Origin of the sequence: Kitasatospora sp. NPDC059146 (assembly GCF_042786665.1) — a bacterium.
Lineage (GTDB): Bacteria > Actinomycetota > Actinomycetes > Streptomycetales > Streptomycetaceae > Kitasatospora.
Window position 1 is genome coordinate 55,984 of the sequence record NZ_JBHZCY010000009.1, and the last position, 25,108, is coordinate 81,091.

Annotated in this window: 19 protein-coding genes; 13 read left to right on the forward strand and 6 right to left on the reverse strand. The window is 74.3% G+C overall.

The features are described 5' to 3' along the window. The coding region (locus tag ACFXPX_RS06045) for a purine-cytosine permease family protein (protein WP_380639728.1) at positions 1-1,561 on the reverse strand (1,561 nt) is incomplete at its 3' end. 552 nt (positions 1,562-2,113) lie between these two features. On the opposite strand from ACFXPX_RS06045, the gene ACFXPX_RS06050 reads away from it, so the two are divergent. Beyond that, a complete protein-coding gene (locus ACFXPX_RS06050) occupies positions 2,114-3,736 on the forward strand; it encodes an alpha/beta hydrolase (protein WP_380639730.1) in 1,623 nt (540 codons plus the stop codon). A 399-nt stretch (positions 3,737-4,135) separates the two neighbouring features. Here ACFXPX_RS06050 and ACFXPX_RS06055 read toward each other — a convergent pair whose 3' ends face one another. Then, a complete protein-coding gene (locus ACFXPX_RS06055) occupies positions 4,136-4,870 on the reverse strand; it encodes an ABC transporter ATP-binding protein (protein ID WP_380527608.1) in 735 nt (244 codons plus the stop codon). Positions 4,871-5,276: 406 nt separating this feature from the next. Here ACFXPX_RS06055 and ACFXPX_RS06060 point away from each other — a divergent pair, with 406 nt between their 5' ends. Genes ACFXPX_RS06060 through ACFXPX_RS06075 form a run of 4 tightly spaced genes read left to right on the forward strand, consistent with a single transcriptional unit; the run spans position 5,277 to position 12,593 of the window. Beyond that, a complete protein-coding gene (locus tag ACFXPX_RS06060) occupies positions 5,277-8,606 on the forward strand; it encodes an FtsX-like permease family protein (protein WP_380639732.1) in 3,330 nt (1,109 codons plus the stop codon). Further along, positions 8,603-11,419: a hypothetical protein gene (locus ACFXPX_RS06065; protein WP_380639734.1), complete on the forward strand. Its 2,817-nt coding sequence runs from the start codon at positions 8,603-8,605 to the stop codon at positions 11,417-11,419. The genes ACFXPX_RS06060 and ACFXPX_RS06065 overlap by 4 nt, the downstream gene beginning before the upstream one ends. Further along, entirely contained in the window at positions 11,416-11,607 is a 192-nt protein-coding gene (locus ACFXPX_RS06070) for a hypothetical protein (protein ID WP_380526131.1), read from the forward strand. Before ACFXPX_RS06065 ends, ACFXPX_RS06070 begins: the two co-directional genes overlap by 4 nt. Then, positions 11,604-12,593, forward strand: coding sequence for an ABC transporter ATP-binding protein (locus tag ACFXPX_RS06075; protein WP_380526129.1), 990 nt, complete (start codon positions 11,604-11,606; stop codon positions 12,591-12,593). The genes ACFXPX_RS06070 and ACFXPX_RS06075 overlap by 4 nt, the downstream gene beginning before the upstream one ends. Positions 12,594-12,605: 12 nt before the next feature. Here the strand turns inward: ACFXPX_RS06075 and ACFXPX_RS06080 are convergent, their stop codons facing one another. Together ACFXPX_RS06080 and ACFXPX_RS06085 are read right to left on the reverse strand one after the other, a co-directional pair. After that, positions 12,606-12,788, reverse strand: coding sequence for a hypothetical protein (locus ACFXPX_RS06080; protein ID WP_380399440.1), 183 nt, complete (start codon positions 12,786-12,788; stop codon positions 12,606-12,608). A 150-nt stretch (positions 12,789-12,938) separates the two neighbouring features. Beyond that, positions 12,939-14,483, reverse strand: a complete 1,545-nt coding sequence (locus ACFXPX_RS06085; RefSeq protein WP_380639736.1) for an AMP-binding protein — start codon at positions 14,481-14,483, stop codon at positions 12,939-12,941. Positions 14,484-14,628: 145 nt separating this feature from the next. On the opposite strand from ACFXPX_RS06085, the gene ACFXPX_RS06090 reads away from it, so the two are divergent. The 5 genes from ACFXPX_RS06090 to ACFXPX_RS06110 all read left to right on the forward strand — a co-directional run bounded on the left by ACFXPX_RS06090 (position 14,629) and on the right by ACFXPX_RS06110 (position 18,732). Continuing rightward, positions 14,629-15,297: an AAA family ATPase gene (locus ACFXPX_RS06090; protein ID WP_380639738.1), complete on the forward strand. Its 669-nt coding sequence runs from the start codon at positions 14,629-14,631 to the stop codon at positions 15,295-15,297. 28 nt (positions 15,298-15,325) lie between these two features. Then, positions 15,326-15,901, forward strand: a complete 576-nt coding sequence (locus tag ACFXPX_RS06095) for an O-methyltransferase (RefSeq protein ID WP_380639740.1) — start codon at positions 15,326-15,328, stop codon at positions 15,899-15,901. A 42-nt stretch (positions 15,902-15,943) separates the two neighbouring features. Beyond that, positions 15,944-16,486: a GNAT family N-acetyltransferase gene (locus ACFXPX_RS06100; protein WP_380589343.1), complete on the forward strand. Its 543-nt coding sequence runs from the start codon at positions 15,944-15,946 to the stop codon at positions 16,484-16,486. 119 nt (positions 16,487-16,605) lie between these two features. Continuing rightward, positions 16,606-17,847, forward strand: coding sequence for a serpin family protein (locus ACFXPX_RS06105; RefSeq protein ID WP_380639742.1), 1,242 nt, complete (start codon positions 16,606-16,608; stop codon positions 17,845-17,847). 132 nt (positions 17,848-17,979) lie between these two features. Beyond that, positions 17,980-18,732, forward strand: coding sequence for a thioesterase II family protein (locus ACFXPX_RS06110; protein ID WP_380526117.1), 753 nt, complete (start codon positions 17,980-17,982; stop codon positions 18,730-18,732). A 72-nt stretch (positions 18,733-18,804) separates the two neighbouring features. On the opposite strand, the gene argJ is transcribed toward ACFXPX_RS06110, so the two are convergent. Further along, positions 18,805-19,959: a bifunctional glutamate N-acetyltransferase/amino-acid acetyltransferase ArgJ gene (argJ, locus tag ACFXPX_RS06115; protein ID WP_380526115.1), complete on the reverse strand. Its 1,155-nt coding sequence runs from the start codon at positions 19,957-19,959 to the stop codon at positions 18,805-18,807. 299 nt (positions 19,960-20,258) lie between these two features. Here argJ and ACFXPX_RS06120 point away from each other — a divergent pair, with 299 nt between their 5' ends. After that, positions 20,259-21,497 (forward strand): styrene monooxygenase/indole monooxygenase family protein, encoded by a 1,239-nt coding sequence (locus ACFXPX_RS06120; RefSeq protein ID WP_380639744.1) that lies wholly within the window; start codon positions 20,259-20,261, stop codon positions 21,495-21,497. Between the two features lie 46 nt (positions 21,498-21,543). On the opposite strand, the gene ACFXPX_RS06125 is transcribed toward ACFXPX_RS06120, so the two are convergent. Continuing rightward, positions 21,544-23,034, reverse strand: coding sequence for a carboxylesterase/lipase family protein (locus tag ACFXPX_RS06125; protein ID WP_380639746.1), 1,491 nt, complete (start codon positions 23,032-23,034; stop codon positions 21,544-21,546). A 115-nt stretch (positions 23,035-23,149) separates the two neighbouring features. Between ACFXPX_RS06125 and ACFXPX_RS06130 the strand changes: the two genes are divergently transcribed. Continuing rightward, positions 23,150-23,767, forward strand: coding sequence for a TetR/AcrR family transcriptional regulator (locus ACFXPX_RS06130; protein ID WP_380526110.1), 618 nt, complete (start codon positions 23,150-23,152; stop codon positions 23,765-23,767). Between the two features lie 102 nt (positions 23,768-23,869). Continuing rightward, positions 23,870-24,916 carry a TIGR03617 family F420-dependent LLM class oxidoreductase gene (locus tag ACFXPX_RS06135; protein WP_380526108.1) on the forward strand — a complete coding sequence of 349 codons (1,047 nt, stop codon included), beginning with the start codon at positions 23,870-23,872 and terminating at the stop codon, positions 24,914-24,916. Positions 24,917-25,108 lie beyond the last annotated feature (192 nt).

Genomic DNA, 25,108 nt, shown 5'->3' on the forward strand with positions numbered 1-25,108 from the left:
GCGCCGCGCCCGGCCCGCCCCGCCCGTCGCCCCCGGGCGCGCGCCCGGGGTCCGGCCCGGCCCAGACCGGCACCTGGTCGCGCCCCCCGGCCCGCTCGGCCTGCTCGGCGGCCGACCGGTCGGGGGTGGCCGGGGTGGCCGGGGTGTTCTCCCGGGGCGTGGGGAGCGCGGCCATGATCGCGCCGGAGATCACGATGGTGGCGGCCCAGGCCAGGCCGTACTTGCCGACGGGGGTGTCGGAGAGCGGGCCGGCGAACCAGTCGCACTTGGTGAAGGCGAGCCCGAACAGCAGCGCGAGCACCCAGGAGACCATCGCCTGCCAGCAGAAACCGCCCGCGTACCAGTAGCGGCTGTTCCGGGTGGTGTCCATCAGGGCGGCGGCGTCGTAGCGCACCGCGCGCGTCCGGCGCCGGAACATGTCCACCGCGTAGACGCCGATCCAGGCGGAGAAGGAGACGGCGAGCAGGATCAGGAAGGTGATGAAGGAGCCCAGGAAGCTCTTCGCGACCAGCATCAGCAGCAGGCCGCCGACCAGCGAGATCACGGCGTTGATGCTGACGGCCAGGGCGCGCGGCAGCTTGACGCCCATGGTCTGCGCGGTGAAGCCGGCCGAGTACATGGACAGGCTGTTGATCAGCAGCATGCCCACGATCGCGGTCAGCAGGTAGGGCACGGCCAGCCAGGTCGGCAGCAGGTCGCCGAGGAAGGAGACCGGGTCCGCGGCCTGGGCCAGGCCGGGGGAGGCCACCGCCATCACGGCGCCCATCAGCACCATCGGCACCATGACCAGGCCGGCGCCGGAGACCGTCACGCCGACGATCTTCCTGCCGGAGGCGGAGTGCGGCAGGTAGCGGGCGAAGTCCGGGCCGGTGGGGACCCAGCTGATGCCGCCGGCGGCGATGGTCCCGATGCCGGCGACCACCATCGCGGTGGTGCCCGCGGGCTTGGAGAAGACCTCGCTCCAGTGCATGGTCGCGATCAGGTAGCCCAGCACCAGCACGCTGAACACGCCGAAGAGGTACGTCGACCAGGTGTTGCAGACGTTGAGCGCCTTCCGGCCCATGCCGGAGACCAGGAAGGTGCAGGCGACGAAGGCGAACAGGGTGATCACGATCAGCGCGGTGTTGCTCTTGACACCGAAGACCAGGTCGAGCACGGTCAGCACGGCGTAGGCGCCGGTGACGGCGTTGATCGTCTCCCAGCCGAACCGGGCGATCCAGAGGATCGCGCCGGGGAAGAGGTTCCCGCGCACCCCGAAGGTGGCCCGCGAGAGGGTCGCGCCCGGGGCCCCGCCCCACTTGCCGGAGACCGACAGCACGCCGACCAGGCCGAACGACACGACCGCGGCGCACGCGGCGACGATCAGGACCTGCCAGAAGTTGAGCTGGTTCAGCACCACCAGGGCGGCACCCATGGTGAGCAGCAGGACGCTGATGTTCGCCGCGACCCAGGTCGGGAAGAGCTCGCGGACTCTGCCCTGACGCTCGTGGTCGGGGACGGGTTCGATTCCGCGCGTCTCTATCGCGCCGGCGGCGGTGTCGGCGGTGGACGTGTTGTCCATGAGGGGGGCTCCGGGCGTGTGAAGCGGTGGCAAATCGGGCAAATGGAACATTTATGGAACTCTTCGCGCGTAGCGCGGGAGTTGAGTCATCCTACTTTGTTCCGGATGCATCCTGATTGCGCTACCCTGCCGCCCGCCGCAGGCCCGCCGCCGCCCCGCCGCCATCCCGCCGCCGCCCCGCCGTCCTGCCGCCCCGGAGCCTCCTGGGCCCGTCCGGCCGGCCCGTCCGGCCGACCCGGCGGGCGTCCCGGGCACGGGCCGGAGTCCACGGGGGAGTGGATGCGGCGCCCGGGCTCGGTCGAGGAGCGCCGCGTCGAGTGGATCAAGGACCTGGTCGGCCCGCCGACCCACGGCTCGGTCGGCGCTCGCCCGTCGTCCGATCGGGTGTGGTTGAACCACCGTCAGGTCAATCAACCGTCAAGTTGGTTCATTCACAGAATGTTTCCGGGGAGAGCGGCCGGAAGTCCGAAACAATTCCGCCGCCACGAGGTCTTCACAGGGAGATCTCAGACTGACAGGCTGGGGCCGCCCTTTCAGCACGGAGGAGGTTCCTTGTCCCGCATATCCACGTTGGCCGGAGCGGTCACTTGCGCGCTCGCCCTTGTCACCGGAACCGCTGTGGCCGCGTCGGCCGCGCCGATCGACCAGGCCCCGGGTGCGGCGGCCGCCGAAGCGAAGGTCGACCCCGTCGACTGGAAGCCTTGTAACCCCGACCCGACCAAGCCGGACCCGGGCGGCTTCGACTGCGCCGTCTACCCCGTGCCGCTGGACTACGACGACCCGTCGGGCCAGAAGGTCGGCATCGCCATGATGCGGCACCGTGCCAGTGACCCGGCCAAGCGGATCGGTTCGCTGTTCATGAACCCGGGCGGCCCCGGCGGCAGCGGTTACATGTGGGCGACCACCACCCGCTTCGGCGCCGAGGTGCAGGCCAAGTTCGACCTGGTCGGCTTCGACCCGCGCGGGGTGGCCCGGAGCAACCCGCTCAAGTGCTTCAAGACCCAGGAAGAGGCCGACGCGGTCAACAACCGCATGGTGGGCGTCCCCGTCACCAAGGCCGAGGTCGACGAGACCCTGGACGCCGACCAGGACTACACCGACGCCTGCAGCAAGAACGCCGGCCCGCTGATCGAGCACATGTCGACCATCAACGTGGTCCGTGACCTCGACCGGATGCGCCGCGCCGTCGGCGACTCCCAGCTGACCTTCGCCGGGTTCTCCTACGGCACGCTGATCGGGTCCACCTACGCCGCCATGTACCCGAACAAGGTGCGCGCGGTCATCGTCGACGGCAACGTCGACCCCGACCTGCGCCTGCACAACGGCCTGGAGTACGACCGCCAGCGGGCGGGCGGCTTCGAGATCGCCCTGGACGAGTTCCTCAAGCGCTGCCAGACCGCCGGCGCCCCGCGCTGCGCCTTCGGTGACGGCGACACCCGCGCCAAGTTCGACGAGCTCCGCGACCACCTGCGGACCAGCCCGATCACGCTGTCGAACGGCTCCAAGGTGACGCTGAGCAGCTTCACCAGCGAGGTGGCGAGCGCGCTGTACTCGCAGGCCAAGCTGGCTCCGCTGGCGAAGTCGCTGCAGGCCACCTACCAGGTGATGCAGAAGCCGGCCGCGGCCGCCCTGCTGGCGCCGAAGGCGGACGTCTCCGACGAGGCGGCCAACCAGCTCACGGTGAACGTCCCGCGGGCGCTGCGCGAGGCCCCGGCCGACTCCGAGTACGCCGGTGACGACTCCTACATGGGCGTCAACTGCCAGGACAAGCCGTACCCGTCGAACGACCGGGTGTTCGCCAACGTCGCCCGTGCGTGGGAGAAGGAGTCGCCGACCTTCGGCCGCTACCAGGCCTTCGACGCCCCGGCGTGCGCGAGCTGGCCCGCCCCGGCCCGGGACGCCGAGCGCTTCACCGGCCCCTGGAACAAGAAGACCTCCAACACCGTGATGGTGATCGGCAACCTCTACGACCCGGCCACCCAGTACAAGTTCGCCCAGCGGATGCAGCAGGAGCTGGGCAACGCCGTGCTGGTCAGCGTCGACTCCATCGAGCACTGCGCCGTCGGCCGCAGCAAGGCGCTGAACGCGCTGGTCACCCGCTACCTGGTGGACGGCACCGCGCCGAAGCCGGGCCAGCTGCTCAAGCCGGACGCTGAGATCTTCCCGGGGTTCTGAAGTACCGCCCCGCCACCGACCGGCGGTGGCGGCGGGGGCGGTGGGGGCCGACGAGCCCGGCGCCCACCACAGTCGTGTGCGGTGGAGAATGCGGCAGGAGATCGCCGTCGAACTTCCCGGTGGAGCGAATTCCGGCAGCTTGCGAGGGGCCGTCATCGGTGCCACGGGAAATCGGGATCCGATTCGACGGTGTAACAGCTCGCCGGTAGAGAAGCGAAAATGACGTGCAATCATAGTGATTCGTCAAGGAATCCACAAAGCCGAATACGGCCGTGGGTGTGCTGTTAGCCCTGCTCGCCCTGCTCGCCCTGCTCGCTCAAACTCGAGAGGCACGTCTCCGTGGGGTGCGGTGGGCCTGCCGCCCACCGCACCCCGGCCCGTAGCCCCGGCCCGCCGCTGCTAGGCGGCCTGCTCAGCCTCTTGGTCGAGGATCCGTCCGTCGTGGAGTTCGATGACCCGGTCGGCGAGGGTCATCAGCGTCGGGTCGTGGGTGGCGACCAGGACGGTGACGCCCTCGCTCCGGACCACAGCGCGCAGCAGCTCCATGATCGAGCGGCCGGTCTCCGAGTCCAGCTGGCCGGTGGGCTCGTCGGCGATGATCAGGCCGGGGTCGTTGGCGAGTGCGCGGGCGATCGCGACGCGCTGCTGCTGGCCGCCGGAGAGTTCGCCGGGCCGCTGGTTGGCGTGGTCGGCGAGGCCGACCAGGGCGAGCAGGGTGTGCGCGCGCTCCTCGCGCTCGGCCGGCGGGACCTTGCGCAGCCGCATCGGCACGCCGACGTTCTCGGCGGCGGTGAGCATCGGGATCAGTCCGAAGGACTGGAAGACGAATCCGATCCGCTCCCGCCGCAGGGCGAGCCGGCCGTCCTCGTCCAGGCCGCCGAGATCGATGCCGTCCAGGACGATGCTGCCGCTGGTCGGCGCGTCCAGACCGCCGACCAGGTTGAGCAGCGTGGTCTTGCCGGAGCCGGAGCGGCCCTTGAGCGCGGTGAGTTCACCGCGCTCGATCGAGAAGTCGATGCCGCGCAGGGCGTGGACGGTCCGTTCCCCGCTGCCGAAGCTGCGCCGCAGATCGGACACGGCCACCATCGGGCCGGTGGCCGTCAGGGTGGTGTCGGCGGCCTGGTCTTGCGTCATGCGGCGTCCCCCTGGGGTGGTGACGACCCGGTTCTGTTCGGGTCAACGGATGGAGTGCTTTCGTGGGTTCAACCTCCCGGGCAGAGAAATTCGAAAGGAGAAGTTCCCTGGTCAGGAGGCGGTCGGCGAACCCGAAGTCATGAAGTGTGCATGGCATTTCAGTGGCTTCTCCCCACCGGGGATGTCGCCAATACAAGGAATTTGCTCATTGCTTACTTGATTCGCGCAAGTCCCTTCCGTTCCTGGATCGAATCTGACAGCATCGTCCGCTATCCGGCGATCGAATGCCGGTGATCACTGCGCCGGTACGCCCGTGGGGTGCCCGTCCGTGACCGATGAGGGTCCGGAACGGATCGACGGGTGGGGGCTGGATTGCGACCGGGTCTGAGACCGGGGGAGGAACTTGATGCTCGGCTTCGTCGTGCGCAGGGTGCGCGGGCGACTGCCGCTGGCTGCTGCCGTCCTGCTGACGGTACTGATCACCACGGCGGTACTGACCGCTCTGGTGACCTTCAACAGCAGCGTCGGCCAGGCCGGCCTGCGGCAGGCGCTCCAGGGACCGGGCCATGCCCGCACCGCTGTGGTGGTGACCGCGGAACACGGCTCCGACCAGCGGCAGAAGGACGAGGAGGCGCTCGCCTCCTACCGGCAGAAGCTCTTCGGCGACCTACCGGTCCACACCGACAGCCTGCTGCGCAGCCGATCCTTCGGCCTGTCGGGCGGTGACGCCCCGGCGGCCGGGAGCGGCACGGCGCCGGGCGCCCCGGCGGGTGGTCAGTCCGGCACGGACAAGGTCGACCTGACGGTCCTCGCGGACCTCGACCGCTCCCGGGTGAGCCTGGTCGCCGGTGCCTGGCCGGGCGCCGTCACCGGGCCGGTCCGCTCCGCGGCCCCGCAGGTCGCCGTGCCGCAGACCATGCTGGCCCGGCTCGGCCTGACCGCCCGGGCGCTGCCCGTGGACGTCCCGCTCACCGACCGGCTCGACGGCACGGCGCTGACCGTCCGGGTCACCGGCGTCTACCGGGCCGCCGATCCGTTCGCCGCGTACTGGCGCATCGACCCGATCGGCGGCCACGAGGTCGAGACCGGCGGATTCACCACCTACGGCCCGATGATGGTCGACCCGAGCGCCTTCGCGGCCGGGGCCCTGCCGCAGAGCAGCCGCGGCTGGCTGCTCGACGCCGACTTCGCGGGCGTCGACCAGGACACGGCCGAGGCCATCGGCGGGCGGGCCCAGCCCCTGGCCGACGACCTGCGGAAGACCTCCAGTCTCACTGCCACCACCGAACTCCCCGTCCTGGTGCGCGAGTTGTCGGCCAGTCTGATGGTCGCCCGGTCCACCCTGCTGATCGGCGCGCTGCAACTCGCCGTGCTGGCCGCCGCGGCCCTGCTGCTGGTGGTCCGGCTGATCTCGACCCGCCAGGAGCGGGAGAACGAACTGCTCGCCGCCCGCGGTGCCTCCGGTGCCCGGCTCGGCGGATTCACCGCCCTGGAGTCGGTGCTGCTCGCCCTCCCGGCCGCGGTGTTCGCACCGCTGCTCACACCGTTCCTGGTCCGCGTCCTGGCCGGCCTCGGCCGCGCCCACCAGATCGCCCTGGACACCCGGTTGAGCTGGACGCTCTGGCCGGTGGCCGTGCTCTGCACCCTGTTGTGCATCGCGCTGGCCAGCGCGCCCGGCCTGCTGCGCGGCGCCGGCGCCGCGCTGCGCCGCAAGGCCGGCCGACGCCAGGCGGTGGTCTCCGGCATCGCGCGCAACGGCGGGGACCTCGCGGTGCTCGCCCTGGCCGTGCTCGCCTACCAGCAACTCGACCAGTACGGCGGCGGACTGTCCGCCGACTCCTCCGGACAGCTCGGCGTCGACCCGCTGCTGGTCGCCACCCCCACCCTGGCGCTGTGCGCGGGAACCCTGGTGGTGCTGCGGCTGCTGCCCCTGGTCGCCCGGCTGGGCGCCCGGGTCGCCGCCCGGGGCAGCGGCCTCGGCCCGGCCATGGTCGGCTGGCAGCTGTCGCGTCAGCCCGCCCGGGCCAACGGGCCGGTGCTGCTGCTGGTGATGGCCGTGGCCACCGGCGTGCTCGCGCTCGGCCAGCACGCCACCTGGACCGACTCCCAGCGCGACCAGGCCGCCTTCGACACGGCCGGCGGCCTGCGGATATCCGCCGCGCACACCGCGCTGATGGGCCAGGGCGGCCGCTACGGCGCGCTGCCCGGCGGCGACCGGCTGATCCCGGTCTACCACGAGCAGCAGCCGCTCCCGGCCGGCACGGGCCAACTGCTCGCCCTGGACACGGCCGCCGTCGCCGACCGCGTCCCGATCCGCGCCGACCTGCTCGACGGGGCCGACCGGGCGGCGGTGTTCGGCCCGCTCGCCCAGCCGGCCCCGACCGGCGCCAAGGGCGGGGTCCCGCTCCCCGGCCGCCCGCTGCGGATCGACGCGGACCTGTCCATCCGACAGACGGTCGACAACACCGGCCTGTTCACCGGGATGCACCCGATGGCCCCCTCCCCGCCGGAGGTGACCCTGCTGCTGCGGGACCGCAACGGATACGTCCACAAGGCCCCGTTCGTCGGCCTCCCGGTCAGCGGTCAGCAGCACGCCTCGGCCCCGCTGACCACGCTGGTCGACGCGCCGATGGGCTCCGTCGCCGCGCCGCTGACCCTGGTCGGGGCGACCGTCTCCTACAGCGACCGGGCCGAGGGCGAGGTGACCGTCGGCCGGCTGGCCGTCTCGGACAGCGCCGACGGCCCCGCGACCGAGGTCCCGGTGCCGGCCGGCCTCTCCTGGAAGGGGGACGTGGTCGACGGTCCGGCGCTCAAGAGCGGGGAGGCCCCGCTGGTCGCCGTCGCGCCCGAACCCGCCGATGCCGGGCGGCTGTTCACCGTCGACTACCGCTTCGCGAGGGGCACCGGCCTCTCCCTGCGGGCCGTCCTCGGCACCGCCGGGACGGACGTTCCGACGACCGTGTCCGGCGTCGCCACCAAGGACTACCTCAAGCTCATCGGCGGCTCCGCCGGCGACGTCGTCCGGGTGCCGTTCGCCGGGGGCGTCGTCCCGGTCAAGATCACCAAGGCGGTCGAGGCCGTGCCGGTCGGCGGCCGCAGCGCGCTGGTCGTCGACCTCGACACCGTGGCGCGGCTGCTGGCCGCGCAGGGCCGGGTGCTGCCCAGCCACGCCGAGTGGTGGCTGCCGGCCACCGGGCCCGGCGACCGCGCTCCGGCCGAACTGGCCGCCGCCGTGCGGGCCGCCCCGGGCACCCAGGACGTCCAGCTCTCCGACGAGGTCACCGAGGGGATGCTCAGCGACCCGGTGGGCGCCGCCCCGCAGAACGCGCTGATGGCCATCGCGCTCGTCACCGCCCTGCTCGCCGCGATCGGCTTCGTCGCCGCCGTGGCCGGCTCCGCCCACGAGCGCGCCCGGGACTCCGCGCTGCTGCTCGCCCTGGGCGCGCCGCGCAAGCAGGTCACCCGCACCGTCGCGGCCGAACAGGCGCTGCTGGTCGGGCTCGGCGGGACGGTCGGGATCGCCCTCGGCGCCCTGCTGGTCCACCTGATCGTCCCGTTCGTGGTCCTGACACCCGCCGCCCACCGCCCCCTGCCCGAGGCCCTGATCGACCTGCCCGTCGGCCAGGCCCTGCTGTTCGCGGCCGCGATCGCCGTCGCCCCGCTGCTGTCGGCCTTCCTGATCGGACGCCGCCGTCGAGACGTGGCCAACCGGCTGCGCCACGTGGAGGAGATGTGACCACCCAGGCCGGCACCCCCGTGCCCGCCCCCGACACCGCCCACCGTCCGGCCCACCGGCCCGCGCGCTGGGTCCCCACCCGGCTGCGGGCGAACCCGCTCGCCGCGCTGCTGATGGCGGTGCTCGCGTTCGTCACCGTCTTCCTGGCGGCGGCCTTCCCGCGGATCGCGGACCGGGGCGCGGACGCGGCGCTGCGCGACTTCGTCGGCCAGAAGGGCCTCAACGCGACCAGCCTCCAGGTCACCTCCCGGACGCAGCTCGACGACAACGCCGTCGTGCTCGACCGGGTGCAGCGGCAGCTGACCGAGACGGTCGGCCGGCAGCTGACGCTGGCCCAGGCGGGCCAGGCCCACGGCGCCCGCGCCCTGAGCGGGCGCACGATGCGCAACCCGGAGTACGTCCGGATCTCGGACAGCACCGACCCCGAGATCGGCCTGTTCTACCTCCAGGACCTGGCCGACCGGGCCACCCTCACCGACGGCACCTGGCCGACCCCCGGCACCGGCGACGGTCCGCTGCCGATCGTGCTGAGCAGGACGGCCGCCGACACCATCCACATCAAGCTCGGTGACGTCATCGACAACGGCGTGGACGGCGTGGGCGCCAAGCGGACCACCGTGGTGGTCGGCTTCTACCGGATCAACGACCCCCACGACCCGTTCTGGGACAACCTCGGCTGCCCGGCCCGGGCCTGCCTCAAGCCGGTCCCCGAGCACGAGCACTGGGCGACCAGCGGCTTCGTCGACGGCGCCGGCCTGGCCGCGCTGGCGCGCTGGGGTTCGGGCGCCGAGAACTTCTGGCGGCTGCCCGTCGACCCCGGCGCGCTGCGCGCCGACCAGCTCGCCCGGACCCGGACCGTGGTCAGCTCCCTCCAGACCGGGCCGGGCGCCACGAACCTGTCCGGCGTCACCCTGCGCGGCGACCTGCGGACCGGCTCCAGCCTGACGGACATCCTGAGCCGGGCGGACGACCGTTACCGGGCGTCGTTGCCGCTCAGCACGATCGGCCCGGCCGGTGTCGCGGGTGTCGCGGTCGTGGTGCTGTTCCTGGCCGCGGCGCTGACCACCGACCGGCGGGCCGCGGAGATCCGGTTGCTGCGGGCCCGTGGCGGTTCGCGGACCGGGGTGCTGGGGCGCTTGGTCGGTGAGGGCGCGGTGACGGTGCTGCCGGCCGCGGTGGCCGGTGCGGCGCTCGCGGTGGTGCTGCTGCCGACGCCGCGATGGGAGGGCGCGGTGCTGGCCGCCGTGGTGGCGGCGTCCATCGCGCTGCTGGCCTTCCCCGCGCGGGCGGCGCTGTTGTGGTCGCGCGGGCGGGCCGCGGGTGGCCGGCGTCGGCTGGTGGGTGAGCTGGCGGTGCTGGCGGTCACGGTGGCGGCGGTGGCCGAGGTCCGGCGTCGGGGTGTGGGGACGGGTGGCGGGTTGGATCCGCTGCTGGTGGCCGCGCCGTTGCTGCTGGCGGTGACGGGTGGGCTGGTGCTGGCGCGGGTCGAGCCGGTGGCGGTCGGCCGGCTGGCGGCGCTGGCCGGGCGGGGCCGTGGCCTGGTGGCGTTCCTGGGCCTGGCCCGGGCGGCCCGGGACAGTACGGGGCGGCGCAGGCCCTCCGTGCTGCCGCTGCTCGCGCTGCTGATCGCCGTGACCACCACCGGTTTCGGTGCCACCGTGCTCGACACCGTCGACCACGTCCGCACCCGGGCCGCGCGGATCGCCACCGGCGGGGACATCGGCGTCTCCCTGCCCGACTACGCCACCCTCACCGAGTCCTTCACCAAGGCCGCCGACGCCCTGCCCGGCGTCCACGCCTCCACCGGTGCGTGGGTCGAGCCCAAGGCCCGCTTCGTCGGCGCCGACCAGGACTACACCGAGGCCTACCTGGTGGTGGTGGATCCGGCGGCCTACGCCGAGATCTCCCGCACGGTCGGGGTCGGCGAGTTCGACGGGGCGAAACTGGCCGGCACGTCGGGCGGCCGGGACACCCCGGTGCCCGCCCTGGTCAGCCGCGACCTGGCCAAGCGGCTGGCCGCCGGGCCGCCCCAGGTGCGCACGCCCAACGGCAACGCCCTGCGCCTGAGCGTCGTCGCGACCGTCGCCGCGACCCCGGCCCTGCCGGACCCGGGCAAGCCCTTCGTCGTGGTTCCGGCCGGTCCCGCCTGGGAGCGGCTGCCGGACGCGAAGCGGGTGAACAAGTGGTTCGCCGTCGGGGACATCGACCCCGAACGGGTCAGGTCGACCCTGCGGGACAACGGCGGCGCCCAGCCGACGGGTCTGGCCAAGCTGGTCGCGGACGACGCCGCGGCCGCCGGCAAGGGCACCCACGGCCTGCCCGTGGGGTACACGGTGCACAGCAGCGCGGAGACGGTCACCGTGCTCGCCGACGATCCGTTGCAGCACGCCGCCGAGCGGCTGTTCTGGTACGCGGCCGCCGCCGGAGCCGGCTACGCCCTGCTCGCCGTCCTGCTGACGCTGTTCCGCGCCGCACCCGACCGCACCGCCGTCCTCGCCCGCCTGCGCACCATGGGCCTGCGCCCCCGCCAAGGACTCGCACTGATCATCACCGAGGCACTGCCGCAGACCCTCGCCGCCGCCGTCGGCGGCGGCCTGGCCGCCCTCGCGGCCGTCGCCCTGCTCGGCGGCGCCTTCGACATCTCCACCCTCGTCGGCGCCGAGGTCGGCGACGCCATCACCCCCGTCCTGCTCCCCGTCCTGCTGCCCACCGCCGGCCTCGCCCTGCTGGTCGGCCTCGGCATCGTCCTGGAGACCCTCATCGCCGGCCGACGCCAGATCGCCACCGAACTCCGCGCCGGGGAACAGGCATGACGCCGCGAGGGGCGGCCCGCGCCGCCACCGTGGGAACCATCGGCACCGGCCGCGGCGTTCGGAGCTGCCGGACCATCGGCACCGGCCGGGCCGAGCGCACCGACCGGGCCGCACACGCCGACCGGACCGCACAGACAGACCGCACCGACCGGGCCGACCGGACCGTCGAGACAGGAGAGCAGCCGTGAAGAGCACCCCCCAGGAGCGGCCGGCGGTCGAGGCCCCCAGCCTCCAGGAGCTCCGGCAGCGGGCCCTGGCCGCCGCCTCGCCCAAGGCCTACGGAGCGGGCTCGGCCATCGTCTGCGACCGACTGGTCCGGATCTTCAGCGCCGAGGGCATCGAGGTCCAGGCGCTGCAGGGTCTGGAACTGACCATCCAGCAGGGCGACCTGGTGGGCCTGGTCGGTGCCTCCGGCAGCGGTAAGTCGACCCTGCTGACCATCCTCGCCGGACTCGACGTGCCGACCGCGGGCACCGCCACCGTCGCGGGCTGCGACCTGCTGGAGATGTCCGCCAAGGAACGGCTGCGCTACCGCCGCGAGGTGGTCGGCTTCATCTGGCAGCAGACGGCCCGCAACCTGCTGCCGTTCCTGACCGCGGCCGAGAACATCGCCCTGCCGATGCAGTTGCGCGGCCGCCGGAGCGGGGGGACCGGCCCGAAGCAGCAGGCCGCCCGGGTGGCCGAGCTGATGGAGGCCCTGGAGATCGGGGAACTCGCCCACCGGCGCCCCAACGAGCTCTCCGGCGGCCAGCAGCAGCGGGTCGCCATCGCGGTGGCGATGGCCAACAACCCGCCGGTGCTGCTCGCCGACGAGCCGACCGGTGAGCTGGACTCCGAGACCGCGGGGGTGATCTTCGAGTCCTTCCGCACCGTCAACCGGGAGCTCGGCACCACCGTCGTGATCGTCACCCACGACCCGATGGTCGCGGGCGAGGTCCGCCGCACGGTGGCCATCCGGGACGGGCGGACCAGCAGCGAGGTGCTGCGCCGCACCGTGACGGACGAGCACGGCGAGGAGTCGGTCAGCGAGCGCGAGTACGTGATGCTCGACCGCGCCGGCCGGGTCCAGCTGCCCGTCAAGTTCCTGGAGTCGCTCGGCATGGAGCACCGGGTGGCGGTCGACCTCGCGGCCGACCACATCGAGGTCCGTCCGGACGACCTCGCGGGGAGCTGAGGGGGCGGTTCCTCAGCCGTCGCCGCCCGTCCGCTGGAAGAGGCCGCTGCCCTCGGCCTCCTGCCGGAGGTCGGGTGGCGCGGCTCCGCCGGTGCGCTCCCCCCGGGAGGGGGCGGTGCAGCGGGCGAAGAGGAACAGGGCACCGGCCGCCGCGGCGAGGATGCCGAGTGCGGTCAGGACGCGTAGCCAGGTCAAGGGGTGCCTCCTGGGGGCGGTGCGAGGGAGCGCCGCCGGGGTGTATCGGCAGCTCGGCCCGCACGGTCGAGTGCCCACCGTGGGGTTCTTCCCGTCGGCTGGTGCGCAACAGGTGGCCTACGCGGGCGCTCGAAGCACCGGAGGGGCGCGTCACATGGTTTCGCGCGCCCCTGTGGCGATGACGGTCCGCCCGCGCCGCTCCTCGGCCAGCGTGCGCAGGGCCGGCAGGTCGGGCTTGCCCAGCCCGGTCAGCGGGATCGCGGGGAGCAGCAGGACGGTGTCCGGGACGCACCGGGCGTCCCCGCGCTCCCGGACCCAGCGGCGCAGCTGGTCCGCCGTCACCCGGGCGCGCGGAGCCACCGCGACGGCGGCGTGGACGCGCTCCAGGCGGTCCGGGTCGGTGCTGGTGAACATCACCGCCTCGTGCACGTCCGGATGGCTGCGCAGCGGCTCCTCGACCTGGTGGGGGAACACATTGTGCCCCTCGACAACGGCCATCGCGTCCCGTCGGCCCGCCACCGTCAGATAGCCCGCCGCGTCCAGGCTGCCCAGGTCCCCGGTGTGCAGCCAGCCCTCCCGCAGCACCCGCGCGGTCAGCTCCGGGTCCCGCCAGTACCCGGCCATCGCGGTCGGGGTGCGGACGCAGATCTCCCCGGTCCGGCCCGGCGGCAGCGGCGCGCCCTCCTCGTCCAGGATCCGCACCCCGGTGTCCGGGTACGGGCGCCCGGCGGTGCTCAGCAGCCTCGGGTCCAGGTGCTCGTCCGGACTCAGCCGGGAGACCGGCCCGCACTCCGTCAGGCTGTACGTCTGGTGCAGCACCCGGCCCAGCCGCCGGGTCGCCTCCGCCAGCCGGCGCGGCGAGGGCGGACAGCCGGTGTAGCCGACCCGGCGCAGGCTGCCGGTGTCCGTCCCGGCCAGCAACGGGTGGTCCAGCAGCCGGTAGAGCAGGTGCGGCGGCAGGTACACCCGGGACACCCGGTGCCGCTCCACGGCCGCGAGCACCTCCTCGGCCGCGAAGCCCTCCTGCAGCACCACCGTGCCCCCGGCCGCCAGGGCGAGGTCCGCACTCGTGCCGCCGCCGTGCGCGAGCGGGGTGCAGAGCAGGAAGGACGCCCCGGACAGCAGCGCGGGCCGGGGCGGACGGGCGAAGCGGCGCAGCACGCCCTTCGGCCGGCCGGTGGTGCCACTGGTGAACCGGATCGCCATCACGTCCTCGGGGCGGCAGCGCGGCTCCAGCGGGGCGGCGGAGCAGGCCGCGGCGAGCTCGACGAGGTCCGTGCCGAAGGCCGTCGGGCCGAGGGCGAACACCCCCGCGGCGGGCAGCGCCCGCGCCACCGCCCCGGCCGCCGCGGCGTACCGGAGGGGGTCGAAGACCAGCGCCGCGGTCTCGGCGAACCCGGCCAGCGCCACCACGTCGGCGACCGGGAGGTCCGGGCCGGGCATCGCCACCCGGCAGCCCAGCAGGTTGGCCGCCAGCCGGACCAGCACCGCCTCCGGGGTGTTCCCGGCGAGCACGGTGACACCGTCCCCGCGACCGAGCCCGGCCCGGTCCAGCGCGCGGGCCGTCCGGAACACCGCGTCCAGGCAGTCCCGGGCGGTCAGCGCCGTGGTGCCGCGGGACAGGGCCGTCCGCCCCGGATCCCGCGCGAGTCCGTCCAGCACCAGCCCGGTGTACGTCCCGCCGGCCTCTGTCATGCCCACCCTTCCGCCGTCTGACGAGGCGTCAGTCTAGGGCGCGGCACCACCACGGGTGCCCGGTGGGTGGGGCCCGCTCCGTACGACGGTGCGGGCGCCCGGCTTGTTAGGGTCGGCGGTCGATCGGACAGGGAACAGGGGAGCGGTGGACAGCGGCGAGTCGGGGACGACGGGGACGGCGGAGATGACGGGGGCGGCGGTGCTGGCGCCGCGTGGGGTGCTGGACCTACGGGGTGCGGCCGGGGAGCGGTTCGTCGTGGAGTACCCGGCCGGGGCCGTGGTGGTGGTCTCGGGCCTGCCCGGGGCCGGCAAGAGCACGCTGCTGCGCCGCTGGTCGGCCGGCGGCGGGGCCGCGACGGTGGACCCGCGGACGGTGCACGAGGCCTGCGAGGCGGTGATGCCCGCGCGCCTGCCGTACGCCGTCTACCGGCCGTGGGCGCGACTGGAGCACGTCCGGCTGCTGCGGAGCTCGGTGCGGCGCGGTGGACCGCTGCTGGTGCACGACTGCGGCAGCCGCGCCTGGATGCGACGCTGGCTCGCCCGGGAGGCCGGCCGGCAGGGCCGCGAACTGCACCTGGTGCTGCTCGACGTCGGCGCCGCCACCGCCCTCGACGGCCAGCGGGCCCGCGGACGGCACGCCTCCGCCCGGGTGTTCGCCCGGCACCACCAGGGCCTGGCACGGCTGTCGGCGGCGTTCACCCGGCACACCCGGTCCGGCGGACCGCCGCCGACCCCGGAGGCGGCCTCCGTCCTGCTGCTGGACGCCGTCTCCCGGTCGAGGGCGGAGACGGTCGCCTTCGGGCGGGCGGCATGACGGCCCGGAACCGGTGAAGGGGTGGCGGATGGTGGACGACGGGGAACGGGGCGTTCCCGAGCGGGTGGCGGCGGCCGAGCGGGGCGCCGCCCGGCTGGGGTTCGGGAAGAGCTGCACCCGGGAGGTCGGCCGGCTGCTGGCGTTCGCCGCGGCGGCCAAGCCGGGCGGTAGGGTCGCCGAGAGCGGCACGGGTGCGGGCGTCGGTACGGCCTGGCTGCGCAGCGGGCTCGGGCCGGGCGGGCGGCTGGTCACGGTCGAGCGGGACGGGCGACTGGCCCGGGAGGCCGCGGCGCTGTTCGCGGGGGACGAACGGGTGCGGGTGCTGCACGGGGACTGGCGGCTGCTGGCGGAACACGCGCCGTTCGACGTGTTCTTCTGCGACGGCGGCGGCAAGCGCGACGACCCCGACCGCGTGGTCGACCTGCTCGCCCCCGGCGGCCTGCTGCTGATGGACGACTTCACGCCCTCGCCGCACTGGCCGCCCCGCTACGGCGGTGAGGTCGACCGGCTGCGCCTGCACTACCTGACGCATCCGGCGCTGGCGGCGAGCGAGGTGCTGACCACGCCCGGCAGTTCGGCCGTGCTGGCGGTGCGACGGGCCTGACCCCGGCCCGGTGGCGGGGATGAACGGGGGGATGATGGGCGGATGGTGACGATCGAGACCTCCCGGCTGGTCCTGCGGCGCTGGCGCGAGAGCGACGTGCCGGTGATGGCCGAGGTGCACGCGGACCCCGAGGTGATGCGGTGGATCGGCGACCGGCGCGTCCTCGGCCCGGAGCTGAGCCGGGCGGCGGTCGAGCGGTGGGAACGGGCCTGGGAGGACGAGGGTTTCGGCCTGTTCGCGGTGGAGCTGCGCGAGACCGGCGAACTCGCCGGGTTCGCGGGCCTGGCGGTGCCGCTGTTCCTGCCCGAGGTGCTGCCCGCCGTCGAGATCGGCTGGCGGCTCGGCCGGTCGTTCTGGGGCCGGGGCATCGCCACCGAGGCGGCGACGGCGGCGCTGCGGTTCGGCTTCGAGGACTGCGGGTTGGAGCGGGTCGTCAGCATCGCCCAGATCGGCAACACCGCCTCCGAGCGGGTGATGGCCAAGCTCGGTCTGCGGGTCGAGCGGGAGACCACCGTCCCCGGCAACGGCAACGCCGTCCGGGTCCACGAACTGACCCGCGCGCGGTACCTGGGCCGGGAGTCCTGACCGGGAGTTCTGACCGGGAGTCCTGACCGGAGAGCCCCGGCCGGGAAAACCGCTGGCCCTGCCCGGTGCGACGGTCCTAGAGTCTGCGCGCACCGGAACCAGCGAGCACGGGGGAGCAGATGAGCAGGGCCGAGGCCGTACGGGCCGCGAACGCGTTGGGGGAGCGCTGGGTCGGGGAGGCCGGTCTGCGGCAGGGGTCCGTCCTGATGCCGGCCGGCGTCTGGCCGCTGCTCGGGCTGCTGGCCCCGGCCGGAAGCGCCCCCGTCCAAGGCGAGTTGGCGCAGGCGCTCGGGGTGCCGGCCGCGGCCGCCGCCGAGCGCGCCCGCGAACTGCTCGGCCTGTTGCGGGACATCCCCGCGGTGCGCTCCGCGCTGGGGGTCTGGACCGACGACCGGCTGCGGCTGCGCCCGGAGTGGCGGGCCTCCGTCCCGGCGGACCTGGTCGGGCGGTTGAGCGGTGACACGGAGCAGGACAAGAAGCTGCTGGACGCCTGGGCGAGCGAGCAGACCGACGGAGCGATCGACGAGATGCCGGTCGAGTTGAACCCGGACAGCCGGCTGGTGCTGGCCTCGGCGCTCACCCTGCGGACGGACTGGATCCGGCCGTTCCAGGACTTGGGGGGAATCGGCGGGAACCACACGGACGACTGGGGCCGGCCCGTCCGCTACCTGACCGGGGCGACGCGCCTGCTGGACCGTGCAGCCCTGCTGGAGACGCCCGCGGGCCCGGTCACCGAGTTCCAGGTGCTGGGGTACGGCGACATCACCGTGCACCTGCTGCTCGGCGAGCCGACGGCCGATCCCGGCAGCGTGCTGGCCGCCGGGATCGGGTCGCTCTCGCAGCGCCACCGCCGCACCACCGCCGACCGGTTGCCGGTCGGCACCACCGGCCCCGGGCTCTCGGTCGGGGCGCTGGCGCGGTACGAGCCGGAGGACCTGCTGACCGTGGGCGTCCCGCAGTTCACCGTGGCGGCCGACCACGATCTGCTGGCCCGCAAGGAACTCTTCGGGCTGACGACGCTCAGCACCCCGTCCGCGACGGAGGACCGGCTGCCCGGCCTCCAGGTCGGCGGGCTGCCGCTGTTCGCCGACAGCGCGCGCCAGAAGGCCACCGCGACCTTCGGCGCCCGCGGGTTCCGGGCTTCCGCGGTGACGGCGATCGGGATCATGGCGGGCGGCGCCGCGGCCGTGTCGCGGCCGCCGTTCCTGCAGCGCCACGTCAGCGTGGAGTTCGGCGGCCCGTTCGGCTTCCTCGCCGTCCACCGGCTCTCCCGGCTGGTGCTGGCGGCGGGCTGGGTGACCGAACCGGACGCGGCCGTGGACCCCAGGGGAGACTGGTCGGAGGAGGACGAGGACTGGTGAGGACGGGCGGGTGTCGGCGCGGTGTCCGGAGCGCCGGAATCCGGGTCGCCCACCGTAACCGCCCCCGGTGGCGCGGGTGCACTGAGAGACTGGGGTGAGCAGAGTCCGTCACGGAGAGAGGTCACACCCCGCATGCCCAGCAGCGCAGCCGTCGACAACCCGTGGTTCCGCCGGTTCAACCCGTCCGACTTCGCTCCCGCCCGGATCGTGATCTTCCCGCACGCCGGCGGATCGGCCAGCTACTACATGGACTACACCAACGCGCTGGCGCCGTACGCCGACGTGCTGGCCGTCCAGTACCCGGGCCGGCAGAACCGCTACGCGGAGCCGACGATCGACTCGGTGCCGGAACTCGCCGAGCAGGTCTACCAGGAGCTGCGCGGCTGGATGGACCGCCCGGTCGTGTTCTTCGGGCACAGCATGGGCGCGGCGGTCGCCTTCGAGGTCACCCGCCGCTTCGCCCGGGACGGCCTGGCCGGGCCGGAGCGGCTGTTCGTCTCGGCCGGCCGCGCGCCGTCGCTGCCCCGGGACAGCGCGGTGCACCTGAGGTCGGACGACGGCATGCTGGAGGAGATCGTCCGGCTCGGCGGTACGGACGAGCGGATCCTCGACGTGCCGGCCCTGCGCGAGCTGATCCTCCCGGCGCTGCGGGCCGACTACACCGCCATCGAGACCTACCTCGCCGCGCCGGACGCCGTCGTCCCGCAGCCGATCACCGCCCTGGTGGGGGAGAGCGACGCCAACGCCACGGTGGAGCAGGTCGCCCAGTGGGAGCGGCACACCACCGGGGGGTTCAGCCTGCGGGTCTTCCCGGGCGGGCACTTCTACCTGGCGGAGCAGATCGACGCCGTGGTGCGGCTGCTCACCGCGCACCTGCGGGGCTGACGGTACGTCGCGTTCCTGTCCCGGCCCTGGTTCCGGCCCCGTCCCGAGGGGGAGCGGGGCCGGGCCGGGGCGTCAGGTGGTGTAGGCGGAGTTGAGCCGGACGTACTCCTCGGTGAGGTCGCAGCCGTAGACGGTGAAGGCGCCGTCGGCGATGCCCAGGTCGATCCGGATCACCACCTCGTCGCCGCCGAGGTAGCGGCGGGCCTGGTCGAGCAGGGCCTCGCCCGGCTCCTCCGGGTACATCGGGAGCTCGTCGAAGCCGATCCGGACGGCGGCCGGGTCGATGTCGGTCTCGTCCCGGAGCTTGCCGACGGCCATGGTGATGCGGCCCCAGTTCGGGTCGGCCCCGTGCACGGCGGCCTTGACCAGCGGGGAGTTGACCACGCTCTTGCCGACGCGCTTCGCCTGGGCGGCGTCACGGGCACCGGTCACCCGGACCTCGATCAGCTTGGACGCGCCCTCGCCGTCCGAGGCGATCTCCCGTACGAGGTGCAACGCGCACTCGTCCAGGGCCTGTTCGAAGGCGGCCGGGTCGACCGGGCCGGCCAGTCCGTTGGCGAAGAGCGCCGCGGTGTCGCTGGTGGAGGTGTCGGTGTCGATGCTGAGCGCGTTGAAGGTCCGGTCCATGACGCGCCGGAACAGGGTGTCGAGCCGGTCGGCGGGAAGGTCGGCGTCGGTGAAGAAGAAGGTCAGCAGGGTCGCCATGTCGGGTTCGATCATGCCGACGCCCTTGGCGATGCCGACCAGGACGGCGTCGCCGCAGCGGACCCGGACCTCCTTGTGGCGGGTGTCCGTGGTCATGATGGCCTTGGCCGCCGCGGTGTAATCGGCCGCCGGGAAGGGCCAGTTCAGGGCGGAGAGCCCGGCGCGGATGCCGTCCATGGGGTACGGGCGACCGATCACGCCGGTGGAGGCGATGACGAGTTCCTCCGGGGGGATCCCGACGATCCCGGCGACCCGGTCGCGCACCTCGGCGGCGTTGTCCGCCCCGGTGCGCCCGGTGGCGACGTTGGCGTTGCGGGACAGCACGACCATCCCGCGACAGGCCCCGAGGGCGGCCGCCCCGCGGCTGAGCAGGACGCTGGGGCCGGCGAAGCGGGAGCGGGTGAACACCGCGGCCGACCGGCAGGGGACTTCGGAGACGACGGCCGCGAAGTCGTCCTCGACGTCCTTGAGGCCCATGTTGGTCGTGACGGCGCGGAAGCCGCGGGGTGCGACGGGCTGCATGGTGGATCGATCCCTCTCCGAGTGGGCCCGGCGCGGGGCGCGGTGGGCGGCCTCGAACCCGGAGTCGGTGAATAGATTTGCGGAGAACTGAATACATCAAACATTTCGGCGTGGTCAATGAGTTATCTCAGTGCATGACTATGCGAACGGGTTCGACGGTCGGAGCGGCCCGGGAGAGGGCTCGGGGTTCCGTCGCGTCCGGCCCCTGCCGGTGGCCCGGCGGCTCGACTACTGTGCCTGGTTGATGGACCGTCAACGGATCGTCAACGGATCGTCGACAGAGCCCGGGAGGCCGCCGCATGCGCCGGATCGCCGTCGTCGGAGCGGGCCAGGCCGGCCTCCAGCTCGCGCTCGGGCTGCTGGCCGACGGCTGCGAGGTGACGCTGGTCGCCGAGCGCACCCCGGACCAGCTGCGGGACGGGCGGGTGCTGTCCACCCAGGCGATGTTCGGCCCGGCGCTGCGGATCGAGGCGGCGGCCGGGCTGGACCTGTGGGCGGCCGAGGCCCCGGCGGTGCACTCGGTGGACGCGGCGCTGGTGGTGCCGCCGGGCGTCCGCGCGCTGGAGTTCACCATGACCCTCGACGAGCCGGCCCGGTCCGTCGACCAGCGGATCAAACTGTCCCGCTGGCTGGAGCTGTTCGCCGAGCGCGGAGGCTCGGTCGAGTACCGCTCCCTGGACCGAATCGGGCTGCACGAACTGGCCCGCCGGCACCAGCTGACCGTGGTCGCGACCGGGCGCGGCGAGCTCGCCGGGATCTTCCAGCGCGACCCCCGGCGCTCGCCGTTCGACCGGCCGCAGCGCGCCCTGTCCTGCCTCTACGCGCACGGCGTCGGGGCGCCCGACCCGGCCGCCGGGCCCAGGGCCCGGATGCACGCCCTGCCCGGCCTGGGTGAGCTCTACCTCCAGCCGGCCCTGACCCGTACCGGCCCGTGCGACATCCTGCTCTGGGAGGCGCTGCCCGGCGGCCCGCTGGACGTGTTCGGCGACGGGCCCGCACCCGACGTCCACCTCGACCGGATCCGCGCCCTGCTGGCCGAGCACCTGCCCTGGGAGGCGGAGCTGTGGCGGGAGGCCGAACCCACCGATGCCGGGGCCGGGCTGTCGGGTGCGGTCACCCCGACCGTCCGCCGGCCGGTGGCCGAACTGGGCTCGGGCGTCGACGCCGTGCACGTGCTGGGTGTGGGCGACGCGGTGGTGGTCAACGACCCGATCACCGGCCAGGGCGCCAACGGCGCCGCCCGCGCGGCGCAGGCGTACCGGCGGGCGATCCGCGAGCACGGCGACGCCCCGTTCACCGCGGACTGGATGTGCCGCACCGCCGAAGGGTTCTGGCAGCGGCACGCCCGCCACGCCGTCGACTTCACCACGGCCCTGCTGACCATGCCGGACCACCTCCAGGGCGTCTTCGCGGCCGCGGCGGAGCACCCGGAGGTCGCCCGTCGGCTGGCCAACACCTACGCCGAGCCGAGCGACCACGCCGCCTGGCTGGCCACGCCCGAGCTGACCGCCGGGTACCTGGCCTCGGTCGGGCGCTGAACGTCCATACGGGCGGGGGGAGGACCCCGCCCGGGCCGGGGGAGCGTCAGACCAGGTCGAAGCGGGTCGGACCGCCCTGCGCCCAGATGCCGCGGGAGGCCTGGTCCGGGTAGCGGACGGTCTCCGAACGGGCGCTGAGGACCCGGGTGAGCTGCTGCTCCGGCTCGTGGGCGGCCCAGCCCGGGTCGCCGGTGCCGACGAAGCGGACCCAGGCCTGCTGGAGCTCCCGGGAGACCGCGACGGCCTCCGGGGCGGGCGGGTCGCCGAGGAAGTGTCGGCCCATCGGGCTGTCCAGGGAGCCGAAGGCCAGTGGGACGTCCAGGCCGTGGCAGGCGCCGAACGCCCCGCCCAGGGCCGGGGCCGGGTAGGCGAGTTGGAAGAGGTGGGAGGTGCCGCCGGCCGCCGTGTTGCCCTCGGCGAGGTGGAGCGAGGGGATCCGGAACAGCGCGTCGGAGAAGACGGCCCCGACCAGGGTGTCGGGCGTGGCGCCGGGGAAGGCGGCGCGGTAGGCGTCCGGGCCGCCCGGGTGCGGGGCGAGCAGCGCCAGCGCGGTGCGGGCGTCCTCCTCGGTGAAGGCGCCGTGCCGGCCGGCCAGGACGGCGAACAGCCGGAACTCCTCCCGGGCGTGACCGACCAGCAGCTCGATGCCCTCGGCCCGTCCGGCGGCCAGTGCCGTCCAGGGCTCCTCGGTGAGGAGCTCGCCGTCGACCACCGGCACGGTGGGGACGCCGGTCTGGGCGAGCCGGCCCCAGCGCGCGAGATGCCCGGGGAGGGCGGCGCCGAGCCCGGTGACGGCCTCGGCCAGCTGCCAGGGGTCGATGCCGGCGAGGCCGGCCGCGGTGGGGGCGGCGCCGAGCCGCTCCGCCAGGGCGGCGGTGATCTCGGCGGCCAGCGCGGGGGTGGCGAGGTTGCCGCCGACGGAGTGGGCGATCGCCCGGTGGAACAGGCCGCGGGCCTGCGGCACGGCCAGCAGCGCGGCCACCGAGGAGGCCCCGGCCGACTGGCCGGCGACGGTGACCCGGGCGGGATCGCCGCCGAACGCGGCGATGTTGTGCCGCACCCACTCCAGGGCCGCGATCTGGTCGAGGAAGGCGCGGTTGGCCGGGGCGCCGTCGAGGAGGGCGAAACCCTCGGCGCCCACCCGGTAGTTGACGGTCACCACGACCAGGCCGGCCCGGGCCAGCTCGGTCTGGTCGTACAGCGGGTCGCCCGCGGTGCCGGAGATGAAGCCGCCGCCGTGCAGCCAGACCAGCACCGGCAGCCCGGCCGAGTCCGGGTGCGGGGTGCAGACGTTGAGCGTCAACCAGTCGGTACCGGTGGTCGGTTCGGCCTGGAGGGGGCCGGACTGGGGGACGACGGGGCCGTACGCGACGGCCTCGCGGACGCCGTCCCAGGGCTCGGGCGGTACGGGGGCGGCGAAGCGGAGCGGGCCGACCGGGGGCCGGCCGTAGGGGATGCCGCGGAAGGCGGCGAGGCCGCGGTCCACGAAGCCGCGGACGGCTCCTGCGGTGGTGCGGGCGACGGGCTGCACGAGCACGGGACGCTCCTCCCTCGGAATGCCTCCAGCGTTGTCGGTCAGTTGTATTATGTCAAGCGTATGGAAAAAGCCGGTCGGAACGGGCCGGGCGGGAGCCGTCGAGGAGTGCCGGGACATGCCCAAGCAGGTGGACCACCGGGAGCGCCGCGAGACCATCGCCCGCGCGCTGTGGCGGATCGTGGAGCAGCGCGGCACCACCCAGCTGACCCTGCGCGAGGTAGCCCGGGAGGCCGGGATCTCGCTCGGGCAGCTCCAGCACTACTTCGCCTCCCGGGCGGAGCTGCTCGGCTTCGCGATGGACCTCGCCGGGGAGCAGAGCGGCCTGCGGGTCGCCCGGGCGCTGGCCGGGCTGGGCGAACGGCCGCACCCGCGCGCGGTGCTGCGGGCGATGCTGGTCGAACTGCTGCCGCTGCGGCCGGACTCGCGGGTCACCAGCCGGATGGGCGCCGCGTACGTCCTGGAGGCGCTGCACGACGAGGAGGTCCGGGCCCGGGTGCGGGGCGGGCTGGTGCAGGGGCGCGCGGAGGTCGAGCGGGTGGTGCGGCAGGCGATCGCCGACGGGTCGGTTGCGGCCGACCGTGACCCGGTGGTGGAGACGGACCTGCTGCTCGCACTGACCGGGTTCACCACCCTGCTGGAGCTGGGCGTGGTCGAGCCGGACGCCGTGCTCACCGCCGTCGACCGGCACCTGGACCGGCTGTTCGCCGGGGAGGGCCGACCGGCCGGCCCGTGACGGCGTGGCAGGCTGGGCGGGTACCGCCGCCGCGCGGCACCGCACCAGCCCGGCACCGCACGGCGCGAGCCGGACCCCAGCCCCGCGACCAGGAGCACCCGCATGGACCGACCCGCCTCCCTCCGCCTCGACGCCACCGCCTCCGGGCACCCGGCCGGCATCCTCGACGCCGCCGAACAGGCCGAACGCCGGGGCATGGACCGGCTGGTGGTCGCCGAGACCGCGTACGACCCGTTCCTGCAGCTCGCCCGCGCGGCCGACCGCACCGCGTCGATCGAGCTGGCCACCGGCATCGCGGTGGCCTTCGCCCGCACCCCGATGACGCTGGCCTACCAGGCCTGGGGGCTGCACGCGGCCTCCGGCGGTCGGGCCGTCATCGGGCTGGGCTCGCAGGTCAAGCCGCACATCGAGAAGCGCTTCGGGATGCCCTGGGACCGGCCGGCCGCCCGGATGCGGGAGTACGTGCACGCGGTGCGGGCGATCTGGCACAGCTGGCAGACCGGTGAACGGCTGCGGTTCCGGGGCGAGTTCTACACCCACACGGTGATGACGCCGGTGTTCTCGCCCGACCCGGTCCCCTCCGGGGTGCCCCGGATCCTGCTCGCGGGCGTCGGGCCGCTGATGACCCGCACCGCCGGGGCGGTGGCGGACGGCTTCCTCGCGCACCCGTTCTCCTCCACCGCCTACCTGACCGAGCAGGTACTGCCCGGGCTGGTCGAGGCGCGGGCACGGGCGGAGGCCGAGGGGGCGGAGTGGACCGGGCGGCCGTTCGAGACGGTCGGCAATGTGCTCACCGCCACCGGCCGGACCGAGGAGGAGCTGGCGGCCAACCGGGCGGGGGTGCGCGAGCGGCTGGCCTTCTACGCCTCCACCCCGGCCTACCGCCCGGTGCTGGCGCAGCACGGCTGGGAGGGGTTGCAGGAGGAGCTGCACACCCACTCGGTGCGCGGGCGCTGGGCCGAGATGACGGCGCTGGTCTCCGACGAGGTGTTCGACGCCTTCGCGGTCTCCGGCACGGTCGAGGAGGCCGCCCGGGAGATCCACCGCCGGTACGCGGGGCTGGTCACCCGGCTGTCCGTCAACCTGCCCGAGGACGCGGATCCGGCGCTCGGCCTGGACGTGCTGGCGGCGGTGCGCGCGCTGGGCTGAGCGGAAACTGTCCAGGAACTGCCGTACAGGGATGGTGATCGGTCGTGAACTGATCAAGATGCGTCACATTCGGGCAAGCCGCCCTCGGTGGTCCGCCCGGGAGGGAGGATCACGCTGAGCAGGCGGACCGTGCCCGGTGGGCAGCGGCCTGTCATGTCTTGGCCATCCGCTCCTGGCCGTCCGCCGACGATC

Excerpts from the sequence above, each read along its gene's own strand:
- ACFXPX_RS06055 (WP_380527608.1), bottom strand. The coding sequence starts at position 4,870 with ATGACGCAAGACCAGGCCGCCGACACCACCCTGACGGCCACCGGCCCG.
- ACFXPX_RS06060 (WP_380639732.1), top strand. The coding sequence starts at position 5,277 with ATGCTCGGCTTCGTCGTGCGCAGGGTGCGCGGGCGACTGCCGCTGGCT.
- ACFXPX_RS06070 (WP_380526131.1), top strand. The coding sequence starts at position 11,416 with ATGACGCCGCGAGGGGCGGCCCGCGCCGCCACCGTGGGAACCATCGGC.
- ACFXPX_RS06085 (WP_380639736.1), bottom strand. The coding sequence starts at position 14,483 with ATGACAGAGGCCGGCGGGACGTACACCGGGCTGGTGCTGGACGGACTC.
- ACFXPX_RS06095 (WP_380639740.1), top strand. The coding sequence starts at position 15,326 with ATGGTGGACGACGGGGAACGGGGCGTTCCCGAGCGGGTGGCGGCGGCC.
- ACFXPX_RS06100 (WP_380589343.1), top strand. The coding sequence starts at position 15,944 with ATGGTGACGATCGAGACCTCCCGGCTGGTCCTGCGGCGCTGGCGCGAG.
- ACFXPX_RS06105 (WP_380639742.1), top strand. The coding sequence starts at position 16,606 with ATGAGCAGGGCCGAGGCCGTACGGGCCGCGAACGCGTTGGGGGAGCGC.
- ACFXPX_RS06110 (WP_380526117.1), top strand. The coding sequence starts at position 17,980 with ATGCCCAGCAGCGCAGCCGTCGACAACCCGTGGTTCCGCCGGTTCAAC.
- argJ (WP_380526115.1), bottom strand. The coding sequence starts at position 19,959 with ATGCAGCCCGTCGCACCCCGCGGCTTCCGCGCCGTCACGACCAACATG.
- ACFXPX_RS06120 (WP_380639744.1), top strand. The coding sequence starts at position 20,259 with ATGCGCCGGATCGCCGTCGTCGGAGCGGGCCAGGCCGGCCTCCAGCTC.
- ACFXPX_RS06130 (WP_380526110.1), top strand. The coding sequence starts at position 23,150 with ATGCCCAAGCAGGTGGACCACCGGGAGCGCCGCGAGACCATCGCCCGC.
- ACFXPX_RS06135 (WP_380526108.1), top strand. The coding sequence starts at position 23,870 with ATGGACCGACCCGCCTCCCTCCGCCTCGACGCCACCGCCTCCGGGCAC.